Annotated in this window: 22 protein-coding genes; 12 read left to right on the plus strand and 10 right to left on the minus strand. The window is 70.8% G+C overall.

The genetic code is table 11. The features are described from left to right. Positions 1-5: 5 nt before the first annotated feature. Together G9272_RS26165 and G9272_RS26170 are read right to left on the minus strand one after the other, a co-directional pair. Positions 6-248, minus strand: a complete 243-nt coding sequence (locus tag G9272_RS26165) for a DUF397 domain-containing protein (RefSeq protein ID WP_171398814.1) — start codon at positions 246-248, stop codon at positions 6-8. Next, entirely contained in the window at positions 245-1114 is an 870-nt protein-coding gene (locus G9272_RS26170) for a helix-turn-helix domain-containing protein (protein WP_171398815.1), read from the minus strand. The genes G9272_RS26165 and G9272_RS26170 overlap by 4 nt, the downstream gene beginning before the upstream one ends. A 166-nt stretch (positions 1115-1280) precedes the next feature. Between G9272_RS26170 and G9272_RS26175 the strand changes: the two genes are divergently transcribed. After that, a complete protein-coding gene (locus tag G9272_RS26175; RefSeq protein WP_171402180.1) occupies positions 1281-1700 on the plus strand; it encodes an ATP-binding protein in 420 nt (139 codons plus the stop codon). A gap of 77 nt (positions 1701-1777) precedes the next feature. Continuing rightward, complete coding sequence (gene kstD, locus G9272_RS26180; RefSeq protein WP_171398816.1) at positions 1778-3562, plus strand: 3-oxosteroid 1-dehydrogenase; 1785 nt, start codon at positions 1778-1780, stop codon at positions 3560-3562. Here kstD and G9272_RS26185 read toward each other — a convergent pair. The 6 genes from G9272_RS26185 to G9272_RS26210 form a co-directional block, all read right to left on the minus strand. Then, on the minus strand, positions 3559-4518 hold the full coding sequence (locus tag G9272_RS26185) for an aminoglycoside phosphotransferase family protein (RefSeq protein ID WP_171398817.1): 960 nt from the start codon (positions 4516-4518) through the stop codon (positions 3559-3561). The two genes, kstD and G9272_RS26185, sit on opposite strands and share 4 nt — an antisense overlap. A 32-nt stretch (positions 4519-4550) precedes the next feature. Then, the gene (locus G9272_RS26190; protein ID WP_171398818.1) at positions 4551-4904 is read right to left on the minus strand and encodes an STAS domain-containing protein; all 354 of its coding nucleotides are present in this window, start codon (positions 4902-4904) and stop codon (positions 4551-4553) included. Continuing rightward, on the minus strand, positions 4901-6226 hold the full coding sequence (locus G9272_RS26195) for a PP2C family protein-serine/threonine phosphatase (protein WP_171398819.1): 1326 nt from the start codon (positions 6224-6226) through the stop codon (positions 4901-4903). The genes G9272_RS26190 and G9272_RS26195 overlap by 4 nt, the downstream gene beginning before the upstream one ends. Next, on the minus strand, positions 6226-7029 hold the full coding sequence (locus G9272_RS26200; RefSeq protein WP_171398820.1) for an alpha/beta fold hydrolase: 804 nt from the start codon (positions 7027-7029) through the stop codon (positions 6226-6228). The genes G9272_RS26195 and G9272_RS26200 overlap by 1 nt, the downstream gene beginning before the upstream one ends. Before the next feature lie 74 nt (positions 7030-7103). Then, on the minus strand, positions 7104-7835 hold the full coding sequence (locus G9272_RS26205) for a class I SAM-dependent methyltransferase (RefSeq protein WP_171398821.1): 732 nt from the start codon (positions 7833-7835) through the stop codon (positions 7104-7106). Between the two features lie 144 nt (positions 7836-7979). Then, positions 7980-8183 carry a cold-shock protein gene (locus G9272_RS26210; RefSeq protein ID WP_003974443.1) on the minus strand — a complete coding sequence of 68 codons (204 nt, stop codon included), beginning with the start codon at positions 8181-8183 and terminating at the stop codon, positions 7980-7982. 288 nt (positions 8184-8471) lie between these two features. Between G9272_RS26210 and G9272_RS26215 the strand changes: the two genes are divergently transcribed. The 6 genes from G9272_RS26215 to G9272_RS26240 all read left to right on the plus strand — a co-directional run bounded on the left by G9272_RS26215 (position 8472) and on the right by G9272_RS26240 (position 14383). Next, entirely contained in the window at positions 8472-9320 is an 849-nt protein-coding gene (locus G9272_RS26215; RefSeq protein ID WP_171398822.1) for a menaquinone biosynthetic enzyme MqnA/MqnD family protein, read from the plus strand. 73 nt (positions 9321-9393) lie between these two features. Next, positions 9394-11127: a serine/threonine-protein kinase gene (locus G9272_RS26220; RefSeq protein WP_171398823.1), complete on the plus strand. Its 1734-nt coding sequence runs from the start codon at positions 9394-9396 to the stop codon at positions 11125-11127. Beyond that, positions 11124-11705, plus strand: coding sequence for a hypothetical protein (locus G9272_RS26225; protein WP_171398824.1), 582 nt, complete (start codon positions 11124-11126; stop codon positions 11703-11705). Before G9272_RS26220 ends, G9272_RS26225 begins: the two co-directional genes overlap by 4 nt. Positions 11706-11736: 31 nt before the next feature. Further along, positions 11737-12483 carry a prepilin peptidase gene (locus tag G9272_RS26230; protein WP_171398825.1) on the plus strand — a complete coding sequence of 249 codons (747 nt, stop codon included), beginning with the start codon at positions 11737-11739 and terminating at the stop codon, positions 12481-12483. A 72-nt stretch (positions 12484-12555) separates the two neighbouring features. Continuing rightward, a complete protein-coding gene (mqnC, locus tag G9272_RS26235; protein WP_171398826.1) occupies positions 12556-13755 on the plus strand; it encodes a cyclic dehypoxanthinyl futalosine synthase in 1200 nt (399 codons plus the stop codon). Positions 13756-13771: 16 nt separating this feature from the next. Next, positions 13772-14383 (plus strand): imidazolonepropionase-like domain-containing protein, encoded by a 612-nt coding sequence (locus G9272_RS26240; protein ID WP_171398827.1) that lies wholly within the window; start codon positions 13772-13774, stop codon positions 14381-14383. Between the two features lie 119 nt (positions 14384-14502). Here the strand turns inward: G9272_RS26240 and G9272_RS26245 are convergent, their stop codons facing one another. Beyond that, positions 14503-15543, minus strand: a complete 1041-nt coding sequence (locus tag G9272_RS26245) for a chitinase (RefSeq protein WP_171398828.1) — start codon at positions 15541-15543, stop codon at positions 14503-14505. Positions 15544-15850: 307 nt separating this feature from the next. Here G9272_RS26245 and G9272_RS26250 point away from each other — a divergent pair, with 307 nt between their 5' ends. From G9272_RS26250 to G9272_RS26265, 4 genes are read left to right on the plus strand one after another with little or no spacing between them, the layout of a single operon-like run. Then, positions 15851-16261 (plus strand): hypothetical protein, encoded by a 411-nt coding sequence (locus tag G9272_RS26250; RefSeq protein ID WP_171398829.1) that lies wholly within the window; start codon positions 15851-15853, stop codon positions 16259-16261. 19 nt (positions 16262-16280) lie between these two features. Then, positions 16281-18689: a bifunctional polysaccharide deacetylase/glycosyltransferase family 2 protein gene (locus G9272_RS26255; protein WP_171398830.1), complete on the plus strand. Its 2409-nt coding sequence runs from the start codon at positions 16281-16283 to the stop codon at positions 18687-18689. After that, positions 18689-20170: an acyltransferase family protein gene (locus G9272_RS26260; protein ID WP_171398831.1), complete on the plus strand. Its 1482-nt coding sequence runs from the start codon at positions 18689-18691 to the stop codon at positions 20168-20170. Before G9272_RS26255 ends, G9272_RS26260 begins: the two co-directional genes overlap by 1 nt. A gap of 32 nt (positions 20171-20202) precedes the next feature. Continuing rightward, a complete protein-coding gene (locus tag G9272_RS26265) occupies positions 20203-20898 on the plus strand; it encodes a demethylmenaquinone methyltransferase (protein ID WP_171398832.1) in 696 nt (231 codons plus the stop codon). Positions 20899-20977: 79 nt separating this feature from the next. On the opposite strand, the gene G9272_RS26270 is transcribed toward G9272_RS26265, so the two are convergent. After that, the gene (locus tag G9272_RS26270) at positions 20978-21292 is read right to left on the minus strand and encodes a PASTA domain-containing protein (protein ID WP_301272148.1); all 315 of its coding nucleotides are present in this window, start codon (positions 21290-21292) and stop codon (positions 20978-20980) included. Between the last annotated feature and the right edge of the window lie 127 nt (positions 21293-21419).

Below are 21419 nucleotides of genomic sequence, written 5' to 3' on the forward strand. Positions count from 1 at the left end.
GGCGACTACTTCACTGCGTGCGCGAGGAACTCGGCCCAGGCACCGGTCGCGAGGGAGAGGCGGGGGCCGTCGGGGTTCTTGGAATCACGGACGTGGATGGTCCGAGGGCAGACGGCTACTTCCACGCAATCGCCGCCTTCGCCGTCGCTGTACGTCGACTTGCGCCAGGTGTAGGCGACTTCAATGCACTCGCCGCCCCCACCGTCGCTGTAGCTGGACTTGAACCAGTTGAGGTCTTGACTGCTCACAACTCCCCCAGCTTTTTGTCGATCAACGCCCGGGAATCCTTGGGCGAGAAGGCCATGGCCCGGATCATTCCATAGCGGTCCACGATCTTCCGGACCTCCTCGGGGTCGGTGATCAGGCGGGGAAATTCCTGGATCTCCGTGTACGCCACCTGCGGGTGCCGCTGTGGGGTCAGAAGGTTGAACGCACCCCCCATGTTGGGGTGGTCCTCAATGCCGGTTGGGATCACCTGGATTTCCACATTGCGCAAAACGCCGATGCGGAGCAGCTGCTTCAACTGTGCCTCACGCACTGCCCGGCCTCCGATCGGCCGATCCAGGACGACTTCCTCCAGCACGAAACTGCACATAGGGGCGGGCCACTTGTCGAAAACCTGCTGTCGGGAGAGTCGGTCGGCGATGCGCTTCTCGATGGTCTGCTCGTCGAGCAGCGGCCGCCGGTGGGAGAACACCGCCCGTGCGTAGTCCCCACTCTGTAGAAGGCCAGGCACGCCTTGGTTGGCATAGAAGTGCAGCTCAACGGCTTCCGCCTCCAGCGCCGCGTAACTCCGATACCACTCCGGATGCCGCGTCCGCACCCGGCTCATCGCCTCCCGGACCTCGGGAATCGCCTCCTTGAACAGGCCCCCGGCGTCCAGCAGCTCATCCGCCTTCTCCAGCACCTCGGGCCGAATCGTCCGCACCCCCCGCTCCATCGCGGAGATCGCGTCCGGCCCGTACCCGACCAGCTCCCCGAACTCCTTCTGCGTGAGTCCCTTGCGCTCGCGCAGCAGTTTCAGCATCTTGCCCAGGGCCGTGAACAGCCCTGTCGTCCCGTCGGCCTCCGCCGGTGTCTGCGGCCTGCGGTCCTCCGTCACGTACGCCACCACCCTCCCGCCTCCGTGGTCACGGCCGACGACCCGTACGTCTGCCCCACCGCATCCGTACAACTACACAGAGTCGCCATGCCGCTCCTGGTCAGGGTAGGGACAACCGACCACGCTCAGTCAGGTGAACTCCGAAATCTCCACCCAGATCTCCACCCGGGAATCGACCCTGGAATCCACCCGGGACACCCCGCTCGGTGAACTGACCCTGCGCCTCAGTGCGACGCCGCGCGGCGCCCGGCTGGCCCGGCGCCTCACGGGTCACCAGCTCACCGCCTGGGGGCATCCGCACGGCAGCGACGCCAACCACGCCGCGCAGCAGGTGGTCGCGGAGCTCGCCGCCAACGCCGTCACGCACGGACGCGTCCCGGGCCGGGACTTCGAGCTGCGGCTCCGGCTGCTCCCGGAGGACACGCTGCGTGTCGAGGTGAGTGACGCCCGCGGGGACCGGCAACTGCGGATCGTCACGGACCCGGAGGAGGAGGGCGGCCGGGGGCTGATCCTCGTGTGGGTGCTGGCCCGCACGTGGGGTGTCGCGGAGCGGGACATCGGCAAGACGGTCTGGGCGGAACTACCGCTCAGCCCTTGACTTCACAAGACCGTCGCGCGACATTCCGGGCTCCGCACCCGAATCCATCCATTCGTCCCCAACTGGCTGGAGTGGCCATGACCACGAGCGCGGACCCAGTGAGACATGTCGGCCTTCCCTCCCGGAGGGCCGTGCTCGGCGTCTCCGCCGGAGCCGGTGCCGGGCTGGCGCTGGCCGCCGTCGGCCGGGAGGCGGCCGCCGCCGACCTCCCCCTCCTCGGCACCTACGACGTCGTCGTCATCGGCTCCGGCGCGGCCGGGATGACCGCCGCCCTGACGGCCGCCAAGCGTGGGCTCAGCTGTGTGGTCGTCGAGAAGGCACCGACGTTCGGCGGGTCCGCCGCCCGCTCGGGCGCCGGGATCTGGATCCCCAACAACTCCGTCATCCTGTCCGCCGGGGTGCCGGACACGCCCGCGAAGGCGGCCGCCTATCTGGCCGCCGTGGTCGGGGCGGACGTCTCCGCCGACCGTCAGGCCGCCTTCCTCGCGCACGGGCCCGCCATGCTCTCCTTCGTCATGGCCAACAGTCCGCTGCGCTTCCGCTGGATGGAGGGGTACAGCGACTACTACCCGGGGTTGCCGGGCGGGCTGCCCGGCGGCCGCTCCGTCGAGCCCGACCAGCTGGACGGCAATCTCCTCGGAGCCGAACTCGCCCGCCTCAACCCGCCGTACATGGCCGTACCGGCGGGCATGGTCGTGTTCAGCGCGGACTACAAGTGGCTGGCGCTGTCCGCCGTCAGCGTCAAGGGGGCCGCCGTCGCCACCGAGTGTCTGGCGCGCGGGACCAAGGCCGCCCTGCTCGGGCAGAAGCCGCTCACCATGGGACAGTCGCTGGCCGCGGGCCTGCGCGCGGGTCTGCTCGCCGCCCAGGTGCCGGTGTGGCTGGACACCCCGCTCACCGACCTGTACGTCGAGGGGGGAGTGGTGACGGGGGCCGTCGTCACGCGCGACGGCGTGCCCGGGCTCGTACGGGCCCGGCGGGGTGTCGTCGTCGGCTCGGGCGGGTTCGAGCACAACGCGGCGATGCGGGCGCAGTACCAGCGGCAGCCGATCGGTACCGAGTGGACCGTCGGGGCGAAGGAGAACACCGGGGACGGCATACGCGCCGGTCAACGCGCGGGCGGGGCGCTGGCGCTGATGGACGACGCCTGGTGGGGACCCGCGATCCCGCTCCCCGGCGAGCCCTACTTCTGCCTCGCCGAACGCACCCTTCCCGGCGGCCTGTTGGTGAACCAGGCCGGTGTCCGCTTCGTCAACGAGGCCGGCCCCTACAGCGACGTGGTCCACACGATGTACGACCGGGACCCCACCGCCCCCGACATCCCGGCGTGGCTGGTCGTCGACCAGAACTACCGCAACCGGTACCTCTTCAAGGACGTCGCCCCGACCTTCGTGCTCCCCGACGACTGGTACACCTCGGGAGCCGCGCGCAAGGCCTGGAGCCTCGACGCCCTCGCCGCCTCGATCGGCGTCCCGGCCGCCGCGCTCCGCTCCACCGTCGACCGCTTCAACTCCCTCGCCCTCAAGGGCAAGGACACCGACTTCAAACGCGGCGACAGCGCCTACGACCACTACTACACGGACCCCTCCGTCCTCCCCAACTCCTGCCTCGCGCCCCTGTGGCTGCCCCCGTACTACGCCTTCCGGATCGTCCCCGGCGACCTCGGCACCAAGGGCGGCCTGCGCACGGACGCCCGGGCCCGCGTGCTGCGCGCCGACGGATCGACGATTCCCGGCCTGTACGCCGCCGGGAACGCCAGCGCCGCCGTCATGGGGCACAGCTACGCGGGCGCGGGTTCGACGATCGGGCCCGCGATGACCTTCGGATACATCGCGGCCCTCGACCTCGCCGGGGGACTCTAGGGGTGGGACGGGTGCCGATACGGGGTGAGTGCCTCGGCCAGCCGGTCCACGAACTGGGTGACGAGGTCGAGGCGCGGCCCCTCGCGAGCGACCCGGAACCCGTGGTGCCGTCCGTGGAACGCGGCCTGGACGAGGTGGAACTGCGCCCAGCGGCGGGTGCGTTCGCGATCCAGTCCGGCGGCCTCGGCGAAGTGGTCCAGGATGCGGTGGGCGACCCGGCGCAGGTCTCCTTCGCCGTGCCGCACGACGTGTCCGAAGATCAGCGGCTTGAGCAGGGTGCCGCCGTCGTACGCGGGATCCCCGGCCCACCCCTTGGGATCGACGGCGAGCCACGGCTCACGTTCGGCGCGCAGGATGTTACTGGCGTGCAGGTCCCCGTGGACAAGCAGATCGGGCTGGTCGCGCCCGAGTTCTCGTACGGTGTCCACGGCCACGTCGACCGTACGGGTGGGCAGGGCCTGGGCGAACTCCGCCTGGTCGAGGAGCAGTTGCCGCTTCCATCCGTCGGCCATGTCGCTCAGCCGGGGCAGGCCGTTTGGCGCGGGAACGGCGAGCCGCCGGCTGATCCGCCCGGCGACGACGGCGACCTCCTCGGTGTCCTCGACCTCGGCGAGGGACGATGCCCCTACCCGCTCCAGCAGCATCGCGAAGCGCGCGTCGTCCCGCTCGTACAGCCGTACGGCCCCCTGTCCGCTCCAGGCGGCGAAGGCGTCGGGTTCGTGGACGTTGCCCGGGTGCGGGAAGGACACCTTGATGACGGCGGGGATCCGGTCGGGCCGGCGCAGCACGGGTACGACGATCCCGACGCCGCCGTGCACGACGTCACCGTCGGGCACGCAGCCCCAGCGGTCGAGCAACTCGGCGACCAGCGCGGGGAGTCCCTCGACCCAGCCCGCCCCGCGCTGCCCCTCCCGCTGGACGGTGCTGCTCGCGAAGGCCTGCGGTACCTCGATCATGGCCCCATTGTGCCGGGCCCACCGCCTCTCGATCAGCGGCTCGGGCGGGTGCTTCGGGCGGCGGTCTCGCTGTCGGGGTGGAGGGGGAAGATCTGGTCGAGGCCGACGATGCGCAGGACGCGCAGGGTGTTGGCCGGAACGGCGGCCAGCGCGATGTCCGCGTGGGCGGCCTGGGCGTGGGCGTGGGCGGCGATCAGCGCGGTGATGCCGCTGGAGTCGCAGAAGTCCATGCCGGCCAGGTCCAGGACGAGACGCTGGCCCGGCCGGAGGGTGAGCGTGGGGAGCAGGTCACGCAGCCGGCCGGCGTGGACATAGTCGAGGTCGCCGAGGATCTCCAGGACGGGACCGGTCGCGGTGTCTCTGGTGATGATCTTCAGTGGGCTCATCGGGTGCTCTTCGTTGCCGGGTCGTGGTCGTGGTCGGGGTCGGCGTCGGCGTAGCGGGTGGGGGCGGGGACGCCGAGCGCGAGCAGGGCGGTGTCGTCGTCGAGGCCGTCGCCGAAATCGTCCAGCAGGCCGGTCAGGGCCTCGATGACGGCCTGCGGGGGCCGGCCGGCGTGCTCGGCGGCGAAGGCGCGCAGGGCCTCGTCGCCGTACAGGCTGTCCCGGTTTTCGCCGGTACGGGCCTCGGTGAGTCCGTCGGTGTAGAGCAGCAGGGTGTCGCCGGGGGCGAGGACCGTGGTGGCGGCGACGAAGCGCGCGCCGGGCAGAACGCCGACCAGGAGACCGCCCGGGGTGGGCAGGAAGTCGGCCGTGCCGTCGGCACGCAGGACGAGGACCGGCGGATGGCCGCCCGAGGCGATGCGGACGGCGACCTGCCCGGTCGCGGGGTCGGGTTCGAGAACCCCGAAGACGGCGGTGCAGTAGCGCGGATCACCGCCGGCGGAGTACCGCTCGTGCAGCACCTTGTTGAGGGTCGACAGGGCCGCGACCGGGTCGGAGTCGTGCAGCGCCGCCGCCCGCAGCGTGTAGCGGGTCAGCGAGGTGACGGCGGCGGCCTGGGGACCCTTGCCGCACACATCGCCGAGGAAGAACGCGAAGCGTTTGCCGTCGACCGGGAAGACGTCGTAGAAGTCGCCGCCGAGCCGGTCGGGGGAGGCCGTGTAGTAGTGGGCGGCCGTCTCCACCCCGGGCACCGGCGGCAGGGTGGCGGGCAGCAGCGACTGCTGGAGCACCGCGAGGGCCTCCTGCAATCTGGCGCGGTCGGCCTCCGCCTGTCTGCGCGCCTCCTCGGCCGCCTTCCGGCCGCGCAGGAGCTCCTCCTCGTAGGCGCGGCGGTCCCGGGCGTCGAAGACGGTGGTGCGGATCAGCAGCGGCTCGCCGCCACCGCCGTACTTGACCACCGAGGAGACCAGCACCGGTATTCGGGCGCCGTCGGCCTTCTTCATCTCGAGCGCGATGCCGCCGATCTCGCCCTGCATGCGCAGCAGCGGCGCGAAATGGGTCTCGTGGTACAGCTTGCCGCCCACGGTCAGCAGGTCGGTGAACCGCATCCGGCCCACCACCGCCTCCCGCTCCAGACCGAGCCAGCCCAGCAGCGTGGTGTTGATCTTCGCGATGGTGCCGTCCATCAGCATGGACAGGTATCCGCACGGCGCGCTCTCGTACAGGTCCTCGGCGCTGTCCTCCAGCAGCGCGGCGAACGCCGCGTCCGAGGTCTTCCCGTTGTCGGGATCGGCCGGGTCGGGTTGCCGGCCGGTCCGGCACATCACCGCAGCCCGGCCAGGAAGCCGGTGATCGCCTCGTTGGTGGCCTCGGGCGCGGACAGGTGCGGGCAGTGCCCGGTGGCGTCGAGAGTGATCAGCGTCGAGCCGGGGATCGCCCGGTGGACGAAGGCGCCGACCTCCCGGGGCGCGATGGCGTCCTGCGTGCACTCCAGCACCAGCGTCGGCACCCGCACGCTCTTCAGGTCGTCCCGCGAGTCCGACAGGAACGTGGTCCGGGCGAAGACGCGCGCCATGTCCGGGTCGGTGGCGCAGAAACTGTTCTTCAGCTCCTCGCCGAGCTCGGGCCGCTCCGCGTTCCCCATGATCACCGGTGCCATCGCCGCCGACCAGCCCAGATAGTTCGACTCCAGTGAGGTCAGCAGCTCGTCGATGTCCGGCGCGGTGAACCCGCCCCGGTAGTCCTCGTCGTCGATGTAACGCGGAGAGGGGGCGACCATCACCAGCGCGCCGATGCGCTCCGGAGCCAGGTCGGCGGCCAGCACGCCGATCATCGCGCTGACCGAGTGCCCCACGAACACCGCGTCGCGCAGGTCGAGCGCCTCGCACACCTCCACCACGTCGCGCGCGTAACCGTCGAGAGAGCTGTAGCGGGCCTCCGAGAACGCGGACAGATCCGAGCGGCCCGACCCCACGTAGTCGAACATCACCACCCGGTACTTCTCGGCCAGGGCGGGCACGGTGAGTCGCCACATGTTCTGATCACAGCCGAATCCATGCGCCAGCACCACCGTGGGCCCCTGCGGGTTGCCGGTGACCGTGACGTTGTTCCTGCGATCGATGTCCATACCCACCAGTTTCCCAAACTCCGCTCATTGCTGCGGGGCCCGCCCCCCCCCACGCCCGGTGCTGCGCCCGGTGCTCAGGCGTCCGGTGCGGTCGGCCTGCGGGCGATCAGGAAGGCCTGCGGGGTCGATTCGCCGAGGTCTGCGTCCCGCTCACGCACCGTGCGCGACAGCATCGCGAAACCGGCCGCCGTGAGCAGCTCGGCCATCCGTTCGGGGCGGCGGCGTTCGAAGTCGATGGCTACCGGGTGGCCCCACGGCCGGTCGTAGTGGCGCGGTTCGTCGCCGACCTGGAAGGCGAGAAGGAGATGCCCACCGGGGACGAGCACGCGATGGAACTCGGCGAAGAGGGCGGGCAGCTCGTCCACAGGGGTGTGGATGGAGGAGTAGAAGGAGACGACCCCCGCCAGACTCTCGTCGGCGAAGTCCAGCTCCAGCATCGAGCCCTGCTCGAACCGGATCTTCGGGTTCTCGCGCCGCGCGACCGCCAGCATCGACTCCGACAGGTCGAGTCCGGAGATGTCGAGCCCGCGCGAGGCCAGGAACCCCGTCGACCGGCCGGGCCCGCACCCGAGGTCCGCCACCCGGCCACCGGCGCCGACGAGCTCGGCGTACGCGGTGAGCACGGCCCGCTCCAGCGGCCTGGCCACCAGCTCGTCACGGTAGCGCTCGGCGTAGTCCTCGGCGATGGCGTCGTAGAAGGTCCGTGTGGCGGCGACGAAGCCGGGGGTGGCGGAGGCGGAGGCGGAGTCCGGGGCGAGGGCGACGGAGTCCGGCGTGGCGGAGGTGGGGTCCGTGGTGTCGGTCATGGGCGGTGAGCCTAGGAGCGGCCACTGACAACGGGGGCGGTTCTACGCCACCCCCGTCGCCAGGACCAAAGGCAGGAGCCCCGTGCCGCGGCACAGGGCTCCTTGGGTACTGCTCTCAGACTTGCGATCTCAGGGTTCTGAAGATCAGACGGGGGTGACGTTCTCCGCCTGGGGACCCTTCGGGCCCTGCGTCACGTCGAAGGAGACCTGCTGGTTCTCCTCGAGCGAGCGGAAACCCTGCGCGTTGATCGCGGAGTAGTGGACGAAGACGTCGGGGCCGCCGCCTTCTTGGGCGATGAAGCCAAAGCCCTTTTCGGCGTTGAACCACTTCACGGTTCCGGTAGCCATAAGCCCTCCTTGGGCCCAAAGGGTTGCCCTGCTCCAGAACCCTGCAAGCGTGAAAGCAAGTGCCGCACAACTGCATACGTCTGAAAACGACGAGAGCCCGCGGTTACATGCTCCGCAGGCTCTGTACTGCAAGGGAAACCAAACTGCAACTTGCGGCGAGCCTAGCATGCAGGCAGCCGAAAGCAATAGAGGTCAAGATCACGTCACCCGGATGTTTGAAGATCCCCGGAAGAGGTTGACCGAGGGGGTGGAGTGCCCACGGTATCCGATGGGGTCTAGCCTCGCGATGTGGACAATTCTCGCACCCGGCCGCGCGTCGGCCACATCCAGTTCCTCAACTGCCTGCCCCTCTACTGGGGGCTCGCGAGAACCGGCACGCTCCTCGACTTCGAGCTGACGAAGGACACCCCGGAGAAGCTCAGCGAGCGACTGGTGTCGGGGGACCTCGACATCGGGCCCATCACCCTCGTCGAGTTCCTCAAGAACGCCGACGACCTGGTCGCCTTCCCCGACATCGCCGTCGGCTGCGACGGCCCGGTGATGTCCTGCGTCATCGTCTCCCAGGTCCCGTTGGAGGAGCTGGACGGCGCCCGGGTCGCCCTCGGCTCGACCTCCCGCACCTCCGTGCGCCTCGCCCAGCTGCTGCTGGCGGACCGTTTCGGCGTCCGGCCGGACTACTACACCTGCCCGCCCGACCTCAGCCTGATGATGCAGGACGCCGAGGCGGCCGTACTCATCGGAGACGCGGCGCTGCGGGCCAACCTGCTGGACGGACCGAAGTTCGGCCTGGAGGTGCACGACCTCGGGACGCTCTGGAAGGAGTGGACCGGCCTGCCGTTCGTCTTCGCGGTGTGGGCGGCCCGCCGGGAGTACCTGGAGCGCGAGCCGGTCATCACCCGCCAGGTCCACGAGGCCTTCATCGAGTCCCGCAACCTCTCCCTCGACGAGGTCGGCAAGGTCGCCGAGCAGGCGGCCCGCTGGGAGGAGTTCGACGAGCGCGTGCTCGAGCAGTACTTCACCACCCTCGACTTCCGCTTCGGCGGGCCCCAGCTGGAGGCCGTGACCGAGTTCGCCCGCCGGGTCGGCCCGACGACGGGCTTCCCGGCGGACGTGAAGGTCGAGCTGCTCCGGCCGTAGCCACGGCACTACGCTGCTGCCGAGTCCAATGGGGCCCCGCGGGGGCGCCTTTCGGGGGAGAGGTGGACGTCCAATGCAGCCGCTCGGAGCCGACGAACCCACGACCGTGGGTCCCTACCGGCTGCTCGGCCGCCTCGGCTCCGGCGGGATGGGCCGCGTCTACCTGGGCCGCAGCGCCGGCGGCCGCACGGTCGCCGTGAAGATCGTGCACCCGCACCTCGCGCTCGACGAGGAGTTCCGCGCCCGCTTCCGGCGCGAGGTCGAGGCCGCGCGGCGGGTCGGCGGCGCGTGGACCTCGCCGGTCCTGGACGCCGATCCGGAGGCGACGGTGCCATGGGTCGCCACGGGCTACGCGGCCGGCCCGTCCCTCGCCGCGGCGGTCACCTCCGGCGGCGGACCGCTGCCCGAGCACTCCGTACGGGTGCTGGGCGCGGGCCTGGCCGAGGCACTGGCGACCGTGCACGAACTGGGCCTGGTGCACCGGGACGTGAAGCCGTCCAACGTCCTGCTGACGGTGGACGGTCCGCTGCTCATCGACTTCGGCATCGCCCGGGCGACCGACGGCACGGCGTCGCTCACCTCGACCGGCGTCTCGGTCGGCTCGCCCGGCTACATGGCCCCCGAGCAGATCCTCGGCAAGGTCGCGTCCGGCGCGGCCGACGTCTTCTCCCTCGGCGCGGTGTTGGCGTACGCGGCGACCGGGCGGCCCCCGTTCCCCGGGGACTCCTCGGCCGCCCTCCTCTACAAGGTCGTCCACGAGCAGCCCGAGCTGGGCGAGCCGGAGAGCGGGCTGCGGGGCGAACTCCGGGCGGTGGTCGAGGCCTGTCTGTCCAAGGACCCGACCGCCCGGCCGGCCCCCGCCGAGGTGGCCCGGCGGCTCGCCCCCGAGGGCGCCGCCCGGCTGGTGGCGGGCGGGTGGCTGCCGGGTGCGCTGGTGGAGCAGCTGGGGCGGAGCGCGGTACAGCTGCTGAACCTGGAGGGGACGGGGGCCGGGGTGGAACCGGTCGCGTCCGGGCCGGTGGGGTTCAGCAGTCCGGCGGTGACCTCGGGGAAGCCGGCGGTGTCGTTCGGGGAGCCGGCGGTGTCGTTGGGCGAGTTCGGGCCGCCACCGGTGATGGGCGGGGGTGCCGCCACCCCGGCCGACGAGTCGCGTCGCGTCCCCGAGCCGAGGGACGTCGAGCCGGCGGCCGTCGGCACGGACCGGCCGGGCAAGGTCTCCGTCACCGTGGCCGCCACCGCGGCTCCTGGGGAGGGCGGGCGCGGGCGGCGGCTGAGCTGCACCGTCGCGCTGGCGGTCGCGGGGGCGATGGCGGCGGTCACCGTCGGGTCGGTGTTCCTGTTCCGCATGCTGCCGGGCGACGACGACCGCAACGACGCCTCCGGCAGCGACGCCTACTCCTCGGCGCCGGCGGACGGTTCGAGCTCCGGCCCGGCCGCCTCGCAGGCGCCCACCGCGCTCCCGGCCCGCTATGTCGGCACCTGGGAGGGCGAGGGCAGTGGTCTCGGCGGCACGCTGCCGATGGGCACCTTCCGGGTGACGGTCCAACAGGCCGACGTGGGCGACAAGTTGGGGGAGCTGCGGCAGACCGATGTGCTCGGCGGCAGCTGTCTCGACGTCCTGACGCTGAAGCAGGTGACCGACAAGGACGTCGTCGCCACCTCGGTCGGGGCCAAGAGCAACCACAGCGGCTGCAATCCCGAGCCCCACACGATCCGGCTCACCCCGACCGGCGACGACCTGACGTACGCCTCGGACAGCACGGCGGAGGGCAATCCGGTGGCGCGCATGTCGAAGGTCGAGCAGTGAACCGGTCCCGGGCCCGGGCCGGCTGGGGTGTCGCCGCGGGCGTCCTCATTCTCGCGGCCCTCCTCGCCGTCCTGCTGTTCGCCATGGGCCTGTGGAGGTGGTTCGTGCGCGCGACGGCACCGGCCCTGGTGGACCTGCCCGGCGGCGGCTGGACGGCCGGCGCGGTGCTCGGGCTGCTGTCCGTGGCCGGCTGGGTCGGTGGCGCGTGGTTCTCCTCCCCGGAACGGAACCGGAACCCGGACCGGAACCCGGACCGGAACCGCGGTCGCGTCGGCCCGGCGCGGGTCGGGCTCGCGATCGGGGGAGCGGCCTGCTGGACGGTGGCGTTCGGCGCGCTGATGTACGTCCTCGGCGCCCTGCCCGGCCGCAACTGCCGCTCGGGCGCGACGATGTGCGCGTACATCCCGGGCACGGGCAGCGCGTTCCTCGCCTACGCGGCCACGGCCGCACTGCTCGGCGGGCTCTGGTACCGCCGGCGCGGCACGGTGACCGCGGCGCGCCGCGCGGAGGAGCGGGCCCGGATGAGGAGGCTGCGCAAGAAGGGCAAGGGCAGGAGCAGGGCGGCGAGGTCTTCATGAGGCCATGTCACGGTCCCCAGGATCTCTGCCGATGACCACACCTCCCGACGACCTGGCGCTGATCACCGTCGCAGCGCTCTGGGGCGCCATCGCGGGGGCGCTGCTGCCGCGGCCCGTCCACCGGTTCTCCGTGCCGTGGGAGGAGAGGGCCGACGGCTGGCGGACGACCTGCCCGGACGGCCATCCGATCCGGGGGTGGCTCGGACGAGCGAGGTGCGGCCGCTGCGCTGCTTCCTACGCGCCCGGTGCCGTCGGTCTTCCCCTGCTCACCGCTGTCGTCTGTGCCGCGCTCGCCGCCGCGACCGGTGTCCGGCCCGAGCTCGTCGTCTGGCTGCTGCTCGCGCCGGTCGGGGTGCTGCTGGCCGCCGTCGACCTGCGGGTGCGCCGACTGCCCGATCCGCTCACTCTCCCGCTCGCGGCCGCCGCCCTCGTCCTGCTGGGCCCGGCCGCGCTGCTGCCCGAGCACGCCGGCGACTGGACGACGGCCCTGCTGGGCGCGCTCGCCCTCGGCGCCGGATATCTCGCGCTGCATCTCGTCAACCCCGGCGGCATGGCCTACGGCGACGTGAAACTGGCGCTCTCGATGGGTGCCGTCCTCGGCTGGTACGGCTGGGCGACGGTCATGCTGGGCATGTTCGCCGCGTTCCTGCTCGGGGCGCTGTACGGCGGCGCCCTGGCCGTCGTGGGACGGGCCGGCCGCAAGACGACGATCGCCTTCGGGCCGTTCATGCTCGCCGGGACTTTCGCCGGGCTGCTGATCGGTGCGTACGCGGCCTGACGTCCGGCTGCCGGTACCGCTGGCGTAGGCTGGTTCGGTCCGCCCACAACCCTTGACGAAAGGGACGCTCCGGTGCCCGAGAAGGCCGACCTCCAGTCCGTGCTCGACCGTGCCGCGGACGGCGGGCGGATCACCCCGGAAGAGGCCCTCGACCTCTACCGCGACGCCCCCCTGCACGCGCTCGGCGCCGCCGCCGACGCCGTACGCCGCCGTATGTACGCGGGCACCGAGCACATCGCCACGTACATCATCGAGCGGAACATCAACTACACCAACGTGTGCGTCACGGCGTGCAAGTTCTGCGCCTTCTACGCGGCCCCCAAGGACAAGGCCAAGGGCTGGACGCGCGACCTCGACGACATCCTGCGCCGGTGCGCCGAGACCGTCGAGCTCGGCGGCACGCAGATCATGTTCCAGGGCGGGCACCACCCGGACTTCGGGGTGGAGTACTACGAGCAGCATTTCGCCGCCATCAAGGAGGCGTTCCCGCAGCTGGTGATCCACTCGCTGGGAGCGTCCGAGGTCGAGCACATGGCGCGGATCTCGAAGGTGTCCGTCGAGGAGGCCATCACCCGTATCCACGCCGCCGGCCTCGACTCCTTCGCCGGCGCCGGCGCCGAGCTGCTCCCCGCCCGTCCCCGCAAGGCCATCGCCCCGCTCAAGGAGTCCGGCGAGCGCTGGCTGGAGATCATGGAGACCGCGCACGGGCTGGGCGTCGAGTCGACGTCCACCATGCTGATGGGCACCGGCGAGACCAACGCCGAGCGTATCGAGCACCTGCGGATGATCCGTGACGTGCAGGACCGGACGGGCGGCTTCCGGGCCTTCATCCCGTACACGTACCAGCCCGAGAACAACCATCTGAAGGGCCGCACCCAGACGACGCTCTTCGAGTACCTGCGGATGATCGCGATCGCCCGGCTGTTCTTCGACAACGTCCGGCACATCCAGGGCTCGTGGCTGACGACGGGCAAGGAGGTCGGCCAACTCTCCCTGCACTACGGCGCGGACGACCTCGGCTCGATCATGCTGGAGGAGAACGTCGTCTCCTCGGCCGGCGCCAAGCACCGCTCCAACCGCCTCGAGATCATCGACCTGATCCGGAAGGCGGGCCGGGTCCCGGCCCAGCGCGCGACGACGTACGAGCACCTCCTCGTGCACGACGACCCGGCGAACGACCCGGTGGACGAGCGGGTCATGTCCCACATCTCGTCGACCGCGATCGCCGGCGGCACCGCCCACCCCGAACTGAAGCTCCTCGCCTCCAACTAGTCCAACTAGGGCTCCCTTGCTGACGATTCACGCCGACTCCAGGGGCCGGGCCCTCGCCGTCGAGGGCGCCCGGATCGCCGAGACCGGTCCGCTGGAGCAGCTCGTCGCCGCGTATCCGTCGGCGCGGGTGCGCCAGTGGCCCGGCATCCTGACGCCCGGTCTCGTCAACCCGCACGGCACGGAGTTGCTGGAGGGGGCCTACCACCCCGACCCGCGCGAGGCCGAAGAGCTGGGCGCCGAGCCGCTGACCGGGGACGCGCTCACGGCACTGGCCCCGGACGACGCCCGCTGGGGCGCGAGCGCCCGGCGCGGGGTGCAGCGCATGCTGGCCCACGGCACGGTCGCGGTGGCCTGCGGGGAACTGCGCCGACGCGCGGTGCGGGACGCCGTGGCCCGCTCCGGCCTGGCGGTCGTGGGCCGGCCCGCGACGCCGCACCTCGGCGGGGTGCCCTCGCTGGATCCGTACGCCTGCGGCCTGCCGGTGGAGTTCGCTCCGCCCAGGGAACGCGGCTCCGCCGCCCGCTTCGCCGTCTTCGACGTGCCCGACGAGGCGGCCCTGTCGACCCGGGGCGCGGGAACCTGCGTGGCCACGGTGATCGAGGGCCGCCTGGTGTACCGGAGGCGGTGAATCGTCTCCCCCGGGACGGAGCGGCGAGCCGCCCCCCAGGGGCGCGGGGAACTGCGCGACCGGCTACGACGGACCGGCAGCCGACACACGACCGGACCTTCCGGGTCCTGCCGCGGGCCCTACTCCGAGAACGCCTCGGCGAACGCCCCTGAACTCTGTTCGACGCCACTGCAATTGGTCAACGCGTCATCCGTGGCGGAGCCGTCCTCGCACTGCTGGTCGCGGAACGTCGACCACATCGACACCCAGGAGATGCCCTTCTCCTCGGCGAACGTCCGCACCTGTGCCGCGTCCGAGAGCGAGAACGTCTCGTTGTCGACGTCGTTGGTGCCGATCATCGAGGTGAGCGCCATCCCCTTCCACGCGGCGGCGTCCGTCGTCCCGAACACCTCCTTGAGCTGCGCCTGCGCGGCCGTGGCCGAGGTGATCGCGTACCCGCCCATGTCGCCGGCGTACGACTCGCCGTAGTTCATCGTCATGAGGTTGACGGTGGAGACCTGGACGTCGTACTTGTTCGCGGACGCCAGCAGCGCCAGGCTGTCGGCGTCCAGCCCGGAGGGCATCACCGGGAGGGTGAAGGACACCTCGAGGTCCGGGCGCTCCTCCTGGAGGGCCGCGATCGCCTGGGAACGCAGGGCGACCGAGTCGGAGTCGGTCAGCTCGTCGCCCTCGATGTCGAAGTCGGCCTGGGTGGAGCCGGCCGCGTCGAGCGCCTCGCCGTACGCCTCCGCGAGTTCGGACGCGCTGTCACAGGTGGCCGCCAACTCCTTGCCGGAGGCCCCGCCGAAGGAGACGCGTGCCGTGGCGCCCGACTCGGTCAGCGCCGAGATACGGGACTTCACGGCGGAGTCGCCGATGGCGTTCGTACCGTTCCACTTCGGCGTACAGCCGCTGCCGCTCGAGATGACGAACGCCAGGTTGTACGCCGTCGGCGAGCCCGCCGAGTCGTTGTCGTCGGCCTCCACCGCGCTCACGTAGGGCGCGTAGGAGGTGCCGGTACTCGACGATGTGGCGCTGGGCGATGGTGAGGGACTGTTCGCCTGTTCGCTCTCCGCGGGTGGTGTCGCGTCCGACGAGCTGTCGGACCCCGCGGAGCATCCTGTAACGGCCAGGGCAAACAGGCAGGTGACCCCGGCCATCGGCATCAGGAAACTCCTCATTGCGTATGCACCCGCTCTCGTGATTTCTGTCTCAGCACGGAAACAAAGCGTGTTTCCCAAATGGAAATGTCTCACAAGTGGGCGGATCACGCGGGAACAGTGGACACACAGACAGTTCATGGAGGTAACCGCGCAAAAGGTGATATCCACCCGCCCAAAAGGGATAATCAACCCTCCCATGATGAGCAGGTGCCGCGCAGGAGATTCGGGGATCTCTCAGGGAAGAGACAGGTTCACGTGTTTCTCATGGGTCTCTCACAAGCGGCACAGAGTTTGTGCCACATAAAGGCTCTCTAATATCCGTGGAATGCAATCCGAGCCTGCCATCGAAAGCCGTGCCGCCGCTCGCGGCAGCCGTCGCAGCCGCAAACGTGACGACGCCTCCGCCGAGGGGCCCGTGTTCGTTGACAACTCCGGGCGCAGGTCCAAGCTGCTGCGCCGGATCGGTCTCCTCATGGGGGTCGGCTGTCTTGTGTACGCCGTCGTCCTCGGAGCCGCCTTCATGGGCTGGGGCACCTCCCTGGCCCCGTCCTCCCTGCTGCCGTTCGGCAACGGAGGCCCGCGCGGTTCCCAGAACTCCGGCCCCGGCGGCGCCCAGCCGCAGGGCGGTATCGGCACCCCGCCCTCGAGGCCCACCGGCACTCCGCCCACGGGCGTCGCCACCGGCGAGCCGCCGAGCTCCGCCCCGACCGCGACCGCCTCCGCGGCCGCCAACTGACCGGAGTTCAGCCACTCCCATGACGACCACTTCCTCTCGCGGCCGCCGCCGTGCCCCGACCCGCATGTCGCGGGCGGCGGGCAAGGCCTCGGCGCTCCAGAAACCGCGTGTCATCCTCGCCCTGCTGCTTCTGCTCGCGCTGACCAGCGTGATGCTCCTCGACGGCTATCTGCGCGCCGAGGTCGGCGGGGACGAGCGGGTGCGCACCGGGGCCAGCGCCAACAAGGTGCCCGACAAGGTCCTCGACGGCGGCCCGATCCTGACCTTCCAGGGCGGCCAGGCAACCACCGTCTCGGTGCCGGACAAGACGATCGCGCTGACCTTCGACGACGGGCCGAACCCGACCTGGACGCCCCAGGTGCTGAAGATCCTCCAGGAGTACGACGTGCCCGGCACGTTCTTCCTGGTCGGCTCGATGGTCTCGCGCTACCCGAGCATCGTGAAGGACATGGTCGAGGAGGGCAACGAGGTGGGCATCCACACCTTCACCCACGTCGACCTCTCCTACCAGTCCGACGCCCGCGTCGACCGTGAGATGGAGCAGACCCAGCTCGCGCTCGCGGGTGCGGCCGGCATCACGACGACGCTCTTCCGCGCCCCGTACTCCTCCGAGACGGACGCCATCGACAACTACAGCTGGCCCATCTACGAGAAGCTGGGCGAGGACGGCTACACCAGCGTCTTCGTCGACACGGACAGTGACGACTGGAAGAAGCCGGGCGTCTCGAAGATCATCAAGTGGGCCACGCCGGAGGACGGCAAGGGCGCGTCGGTGCTCTTCCACGACGCGGGTGGCGAGCGCTCGCAGACGATCAAGGCGCTGCCGACGTACATCAAGAAGATGAAGGCCGCGGGCTACACCTTCACCACCATCAGCGGTGTGATGCAGGAGCAGAACGCCGCGGCCCGCGAGGCCTCCGGCACGGGTCAGCAGCAGGCCGCGGGTGCGGCCGGGGCCGGCGCGACGACGGCGCCCGAGGGGACGGCGGGAACCGAGGGCGCGACCGGCGAGCAGCCCGGCAACGTGCCCAACGGCGAAGGTGGCATCGGCGGGACCGGTGGCACCGGCGGGACGAGTGGCACCGGCGGGACGAGTGGCACCGGCCAGACCATCAACCGGCTCCAGGCGGCCCACCGCGAGGCCACCGGCGTGACGCTCTACGAGGGCAAGGCCCTCATCGCGGCGGTCACCCTCGCCGAGTGGACCGTCCCGACGCTGTCGGTGGGGCTGATGGTCGTCGGCGTGGCCGTCATGGGCCGGTTCGGGATGATGCTGATCCTGGCCCGCCGGCACTGGAGAAAGCGCAACAAGCGCCGCTTCAGCTGGGGGCCGACCGTCACCCGGCCGGTCAGCGTGATCGTCCCGGCGTACAACGAGAAGGAGTGCATCGCCAACACCCTGAAGTCGCTGGCGAAGAGCACCCATCCGATCGAGATCATCGTCGTGGACGACGGTTCGACGGACGGCACGTCCGAGATCTCGCGCGAGGCCGCGAGGGCCCTCGGCATGACGAACGTCCGCGTCATCCGGCAGGAGAACGCGGGCAAGCCGGCCGCCCTCAACAACGGTGTCCGCAGCGCCAGTTACGACATCGTCGTGATGATGGACGGCGACACGGTCTTCGAGCCGGACGCCGTGCACCAGCTCGTGCAGCCCTTCGCCGACCCCAAGGTCGGCGCGGTCGCCGGCAACGCCAAGGTCGGCAACCGCGACACGATCATCGGCGCCTGGCAGCACATCGAGTACGTGATGGGCTTCAACCTCGACCGCCGCATGTACGACCTGCTGCGCTGCATGCCGACCATCCCCGGCGCGATCGGCGCGTTCCGCCGCGAGGCCGTGCTCGAGGTCGGCGGCATGAGTGAGGACACCCTCGCCGAGGACACCGACATCACCATCGCCATGCACCGCGGGGGCTGGCAGGTCGTCTACCAGGAGCACGCCAAGGCCTGGACGGAGGCGCCCGGCTCCCTGAAGCAGCTGTGGTCCCAGCGCTACCGCTGGTCCTACGGCACCATGCAGGCGCTGTGGAAGCACCGCAAGTCCCTGACGGACAAGGGGCCTTCGGGTCGCTTCGGCCGGGTGGGCATGCCGCTCGTGGTCCTCTTCCAGATCATCACGCCGGTCTTCGCCCCGCTCATCGACGTGTTCACGATCTACTCGATGATCTTCGTCGACTTCCAGGCGGCCCTGCTGGCCTGGCTGGCGGTCCTCGGCGTCCAACTGGGCTGCGCGGCCTACGCGTTCCGCCTGGACCGCGAGAAGTACCGCTACCTGCTGATGATGCCTCTCCAGCAACTGGCCTACCGCCAGATGATGTACCTCGTCCTCATCCACTCCTGCATCACCGCCCTCACCGGCGGCCGCCTGCGCTGGCAGAAGCTGAAGCGCACCGGTGAGGTCGGCACCCCCGCCGGGGTGAGCTGATGAGCTGGGAGCAGCAGGGCTTCGGCCAGGGGCAGCAGTACAGCCACGAGTACGGGCAGCCGTCGTCGTACCCGTACGGGTACGACGGGTACGGGCAGCAGCCGTATCCACAGCAGCCGTATCCACAGCAGCCGTATCCGCAGCAGCCCTATCCACAGCAGTACGGGCAGCAGCCGTATCCGCAACAGCCGCATCCACAGGAGTACGCGGAGTACGCGGAGTACGCGGAGTACGCGGAGTACGCGCAGAACGTGGAGTACGGGCAGGGTGTCGCCGTCGACGAGACGGCGCCCCTGCCGGCGGTGGACGCGGACCCGGGCCTGGGCCTGGACCTGGACCGGGACCGGGACCGGGACCGGGATCCGGAACCCGTTCGGGAGCCCGAGGCTCCGGCGTCCGTTACCGACGAGGTGACGGAGGAGCCCCCGCCCCCGTCCAAGCCCGCCGCTCCCCAACGCGACCGCTACTTCGACACGCTCCGCGCCCTCGCGCTCATCCGTGTCGTCGCCTACCACACCTTCGGCTGGGCCTGGGCGGGCATGGTCTTCCCCTCCATGGGGATCATGTTCGGCCTGGCCGGCACCCTGATGGCGAAGTCCCTGGAGCGTCCGGCGCTGAAGGTGGTGAGGAGCCGCTTCCGCCGGCTCCTTCCCCCCTTCTGGTTCTGGGGCGTCTTCGTCGTTCTGGCGATGCTGATCCACGACTGGATGCCGGGCTGGGAGATCGTCTACTGGGTCGTGCCGCTGGGCGACCCGCCGGGCAACGCCTGGGGCGAGCAGGCCTGGGAGATCCTCTGGTACCTGCGGACGTACCTCTGGTTCGTCCTGCTCTCCCCGCTCCTGCTGCGGCTGTTCCGGCTGGCCCCGGTCCCCGTGCTGGCGCTCTCCCTCGCGCCGATCCTGGTGCTCACCTTCGTGTGGGCGGGCCCGGACAACCGTGTCGGCACCGCGATGTGGGACCTGTCGACGTACCTCTTCTGCTGGATGCTCGGCTTCGCGCACCGCGACGGCGTCCTCCAGCGGATGAAGCCGGCCCTGGTGGTCGTGGTGTCGCTCGCGGCGATCGGGTTCGGCGGCTGGTACGCCTTCACGCACCAGGCCGAGTTCGGCACCTACGACCTCGACGAGGACCCCCTCGCGCAGGCGTTCTGGTCGGCTGGCTTCGTCATGCTGCTGATGTGGGCGAAGGCGCACTTCGGGATCGACTTCGCCTGGCTCACCCGCTTCCGGCGCACGAACCGGATCGTCACCGTCTTCAACGCGCGCGCGGTGACGATCTACCTCTGGCACGAGATCGCCCTGATCCTGGCCGTGCCGCTGATCGACCGGTTCTGGGACATCCCCGCCTTCGAGAAGTACCTGCCGCTGGAGAGCCAGTGGTTCATGTTCGGCGTGGGCTGGCTGCTGATCGCCCTGTTCGTGCTGCTCTGCGGCTGGGTCGAGGACGTCGCGGCACGGAAGAAGCCGAGGCTCCTGCCGTGAGCCGGTGAGGAGGGGGCTGCCACAATGGGCGGGTGACCCGTGCTTCCCTGAACAAGCAGCCCCACGAAGTCGCCTCGATGTTCGACCGCGTGGCGGAACGGTACGACCTGACCAACGACGTCCTGTCGCTCGGCCAGGACCGGAGGTGGCGCAAGGAGGTCGCGAAGGCGGTCGACGCCCGCCCCGCCCAGAAGGTCCTGGACCTCGCCGCGGGTACGGCGACGTCCTCCCTCCCCTTCGCGCGGACCGGCGCCTATGTCGTCCCCTGCGACTTCTCCCTCGGCATGCTCCAGGTCGGCAAGAAGAACCACACCTGGCTGCCGTTCACCGCCGGGGACGCCACGCGACTGCCCTTCAAGGACGACGCCTTCGACGCCGTCACCATCTCCTTCGGCCTGCGCAACGTGCAGGACTTCGACGCGGCCCTGCGCGAGATGTACCGGGTGACCCGGCCCGGCGGACGCGTCGTGATCTGCGAGTTCTCGCACCCGACCTGGGCGCCTTTCCGGACCGTCTACACCGAGTACCTGATGCGCGCGCTGCCCCCGGTCGCCCGCGCGGTCTCCTCCAACCCGGACGCCTACGTCTACCTCGCCGAGTCCATCCGCGCCTGGCCGGACCAGCCCGCCCTCGCCGAGCACCTGCGCAAGGCCGGCTGGTCGAAGGTCGCCTGGCGCAACCTGACGGGCGGCGTGGTGACCCTGCACCGCGGCTTCAAGGAGGCCTGAGGCACGGCTCGGGCTGAGGTACGGCTCGGCCTCCGGTACGGCTCGGCCTCCGGCACGGCTCGGGCCGGTTGCCTCGCCGCTACCTGGTGATCGCCTCGAAGGGATGTCCGGGCCGGTCCAGCTCGCGCTCCAGCCCGCCCCCGCCCGGTCTGGGCACCCGGGGCTCGCGCACGCCCGCGCCTCCGCCGCCCTCTCCTTCGCCGAACTCGAACCACACGGTGACGACGGCGCCGCGCGGCACCCCGACACCGGGTGGCGGGTACTGCCGTACGACGTAGTCCACGACCGCGCGGTGGAACTCGGGCCGGTCCGGTGCGGCCAGCAGCACGCCGTGCGCCGCGGCCGCCTCGCGCGCGTCCACGGCCATCAGACCGACGAGTCTCGGCACGCGCACTTCGGGTGTCTTGGGTGGTATGAGCACAAATGTCACCCCCAGCGGTACTGGAAGAGTAACCGCCCGGGGGTGCCGTCCGGAAGTGCCGGGTGTCTTTCTGTAGCCAACAACTACGAAGGGTGACTTA

The sequence above is a fragment of the Streptomyces asoensis genome (assembly GCF_013085465.1).
GTDB lineage: Bacteria > Actinomycetota > Actinomycetes > Streptomycetales > Streptomycetaceae > Streptomyces > Streptomyces cacaoi_A.

Coding starts and splice junctions, on each gene's coding strand:
- kstD (WP_171398816.1), top strand. CDS start 1,778: ATGACCACGAGCGCGGACCCAGTGAGACATGTCGGCCTTCCCTCCCGG.
- G9272_RS26185 (WP_171398817.1), bottom strand. CDS start 4,518: ATGATCGAGGTACCGCAGGCCTTCGCGAGCAGCACCGTCCAGCGGGAG.
- G9272_RS26190 (WP_171398818.1), bottom strand. CDS start 4,904: ATGAGCCCACTGAAGATCATCACCAGAGACACCGCGACCGGTCCCGTC.
- G9272_RS26195 (WP_171398819.1), bottom strand. CDS start 6,226: ATGTGCCGGACCGGCCGGCAACCCGACCCGGCCGATCCCGACAACGGG.
- G9272_RS26200 (WP_171398820.1), bottom strand. CDS start 7,029: ATGGACATCGATCGCAGGAACAACGTCACGGTCACCGGCAACCCGCAG.
- G9272_RS26205 (WP_171398821.1), bottom strand. CDS start 7,835: ATGACCGACACCACGGACCCCACCTCCGCCACGCCGGACTCCGTCGCC.
- G9272_RS26210 (WP_003974443.1), bottom strand. CDS start 8,183: ATGGCTACCGGAACCGTGAAGTGGTTCAACGCCGAAAAGGGCTTTGGC.
- G9272_RS26220 (WP_171398823.1), top strand. CDS start 9,394: ATGCAGCCGCTCGGAGCCGACGAACCCACGACCGTGGGTCCCTACCGG.
- G9272_RS26230 (WP_171398825.1), top strand. CDS start 11,737: ATGACCACACCTCCCGACGACCTGGCGCTGATCACCGTCGCAGCGCTC.
- G9272_RS26245 (WP_171398828.1), bottom strand. CDS start 15,543: ATGAGGAGTTTCCTGATGCCGATGGCCGGGGTCACCTGCCTGTTTGCC.
- G9272_RS26250 (WP_171398829.1), top strand. CDS start 15,851: ATGCAATCCGAGCCTGCCATCGAAAGCCGTGCCGCCGCTCGCGGCAGC.
- G9272_RS26255 (WP_171398830.1), top strand. CDS start 16,281: ATGACGACCACTTCCTCTCGCGGCCGCCGCCGTGCCCCGACCCGCATG.
- G9272_RS26260 (WP_171398831.1), top strand. CDS start 18,689: ATGAGCTGGGAGCAGCAGGGCTTCGGCCAGGGGCAGCAGTACAGCCAC.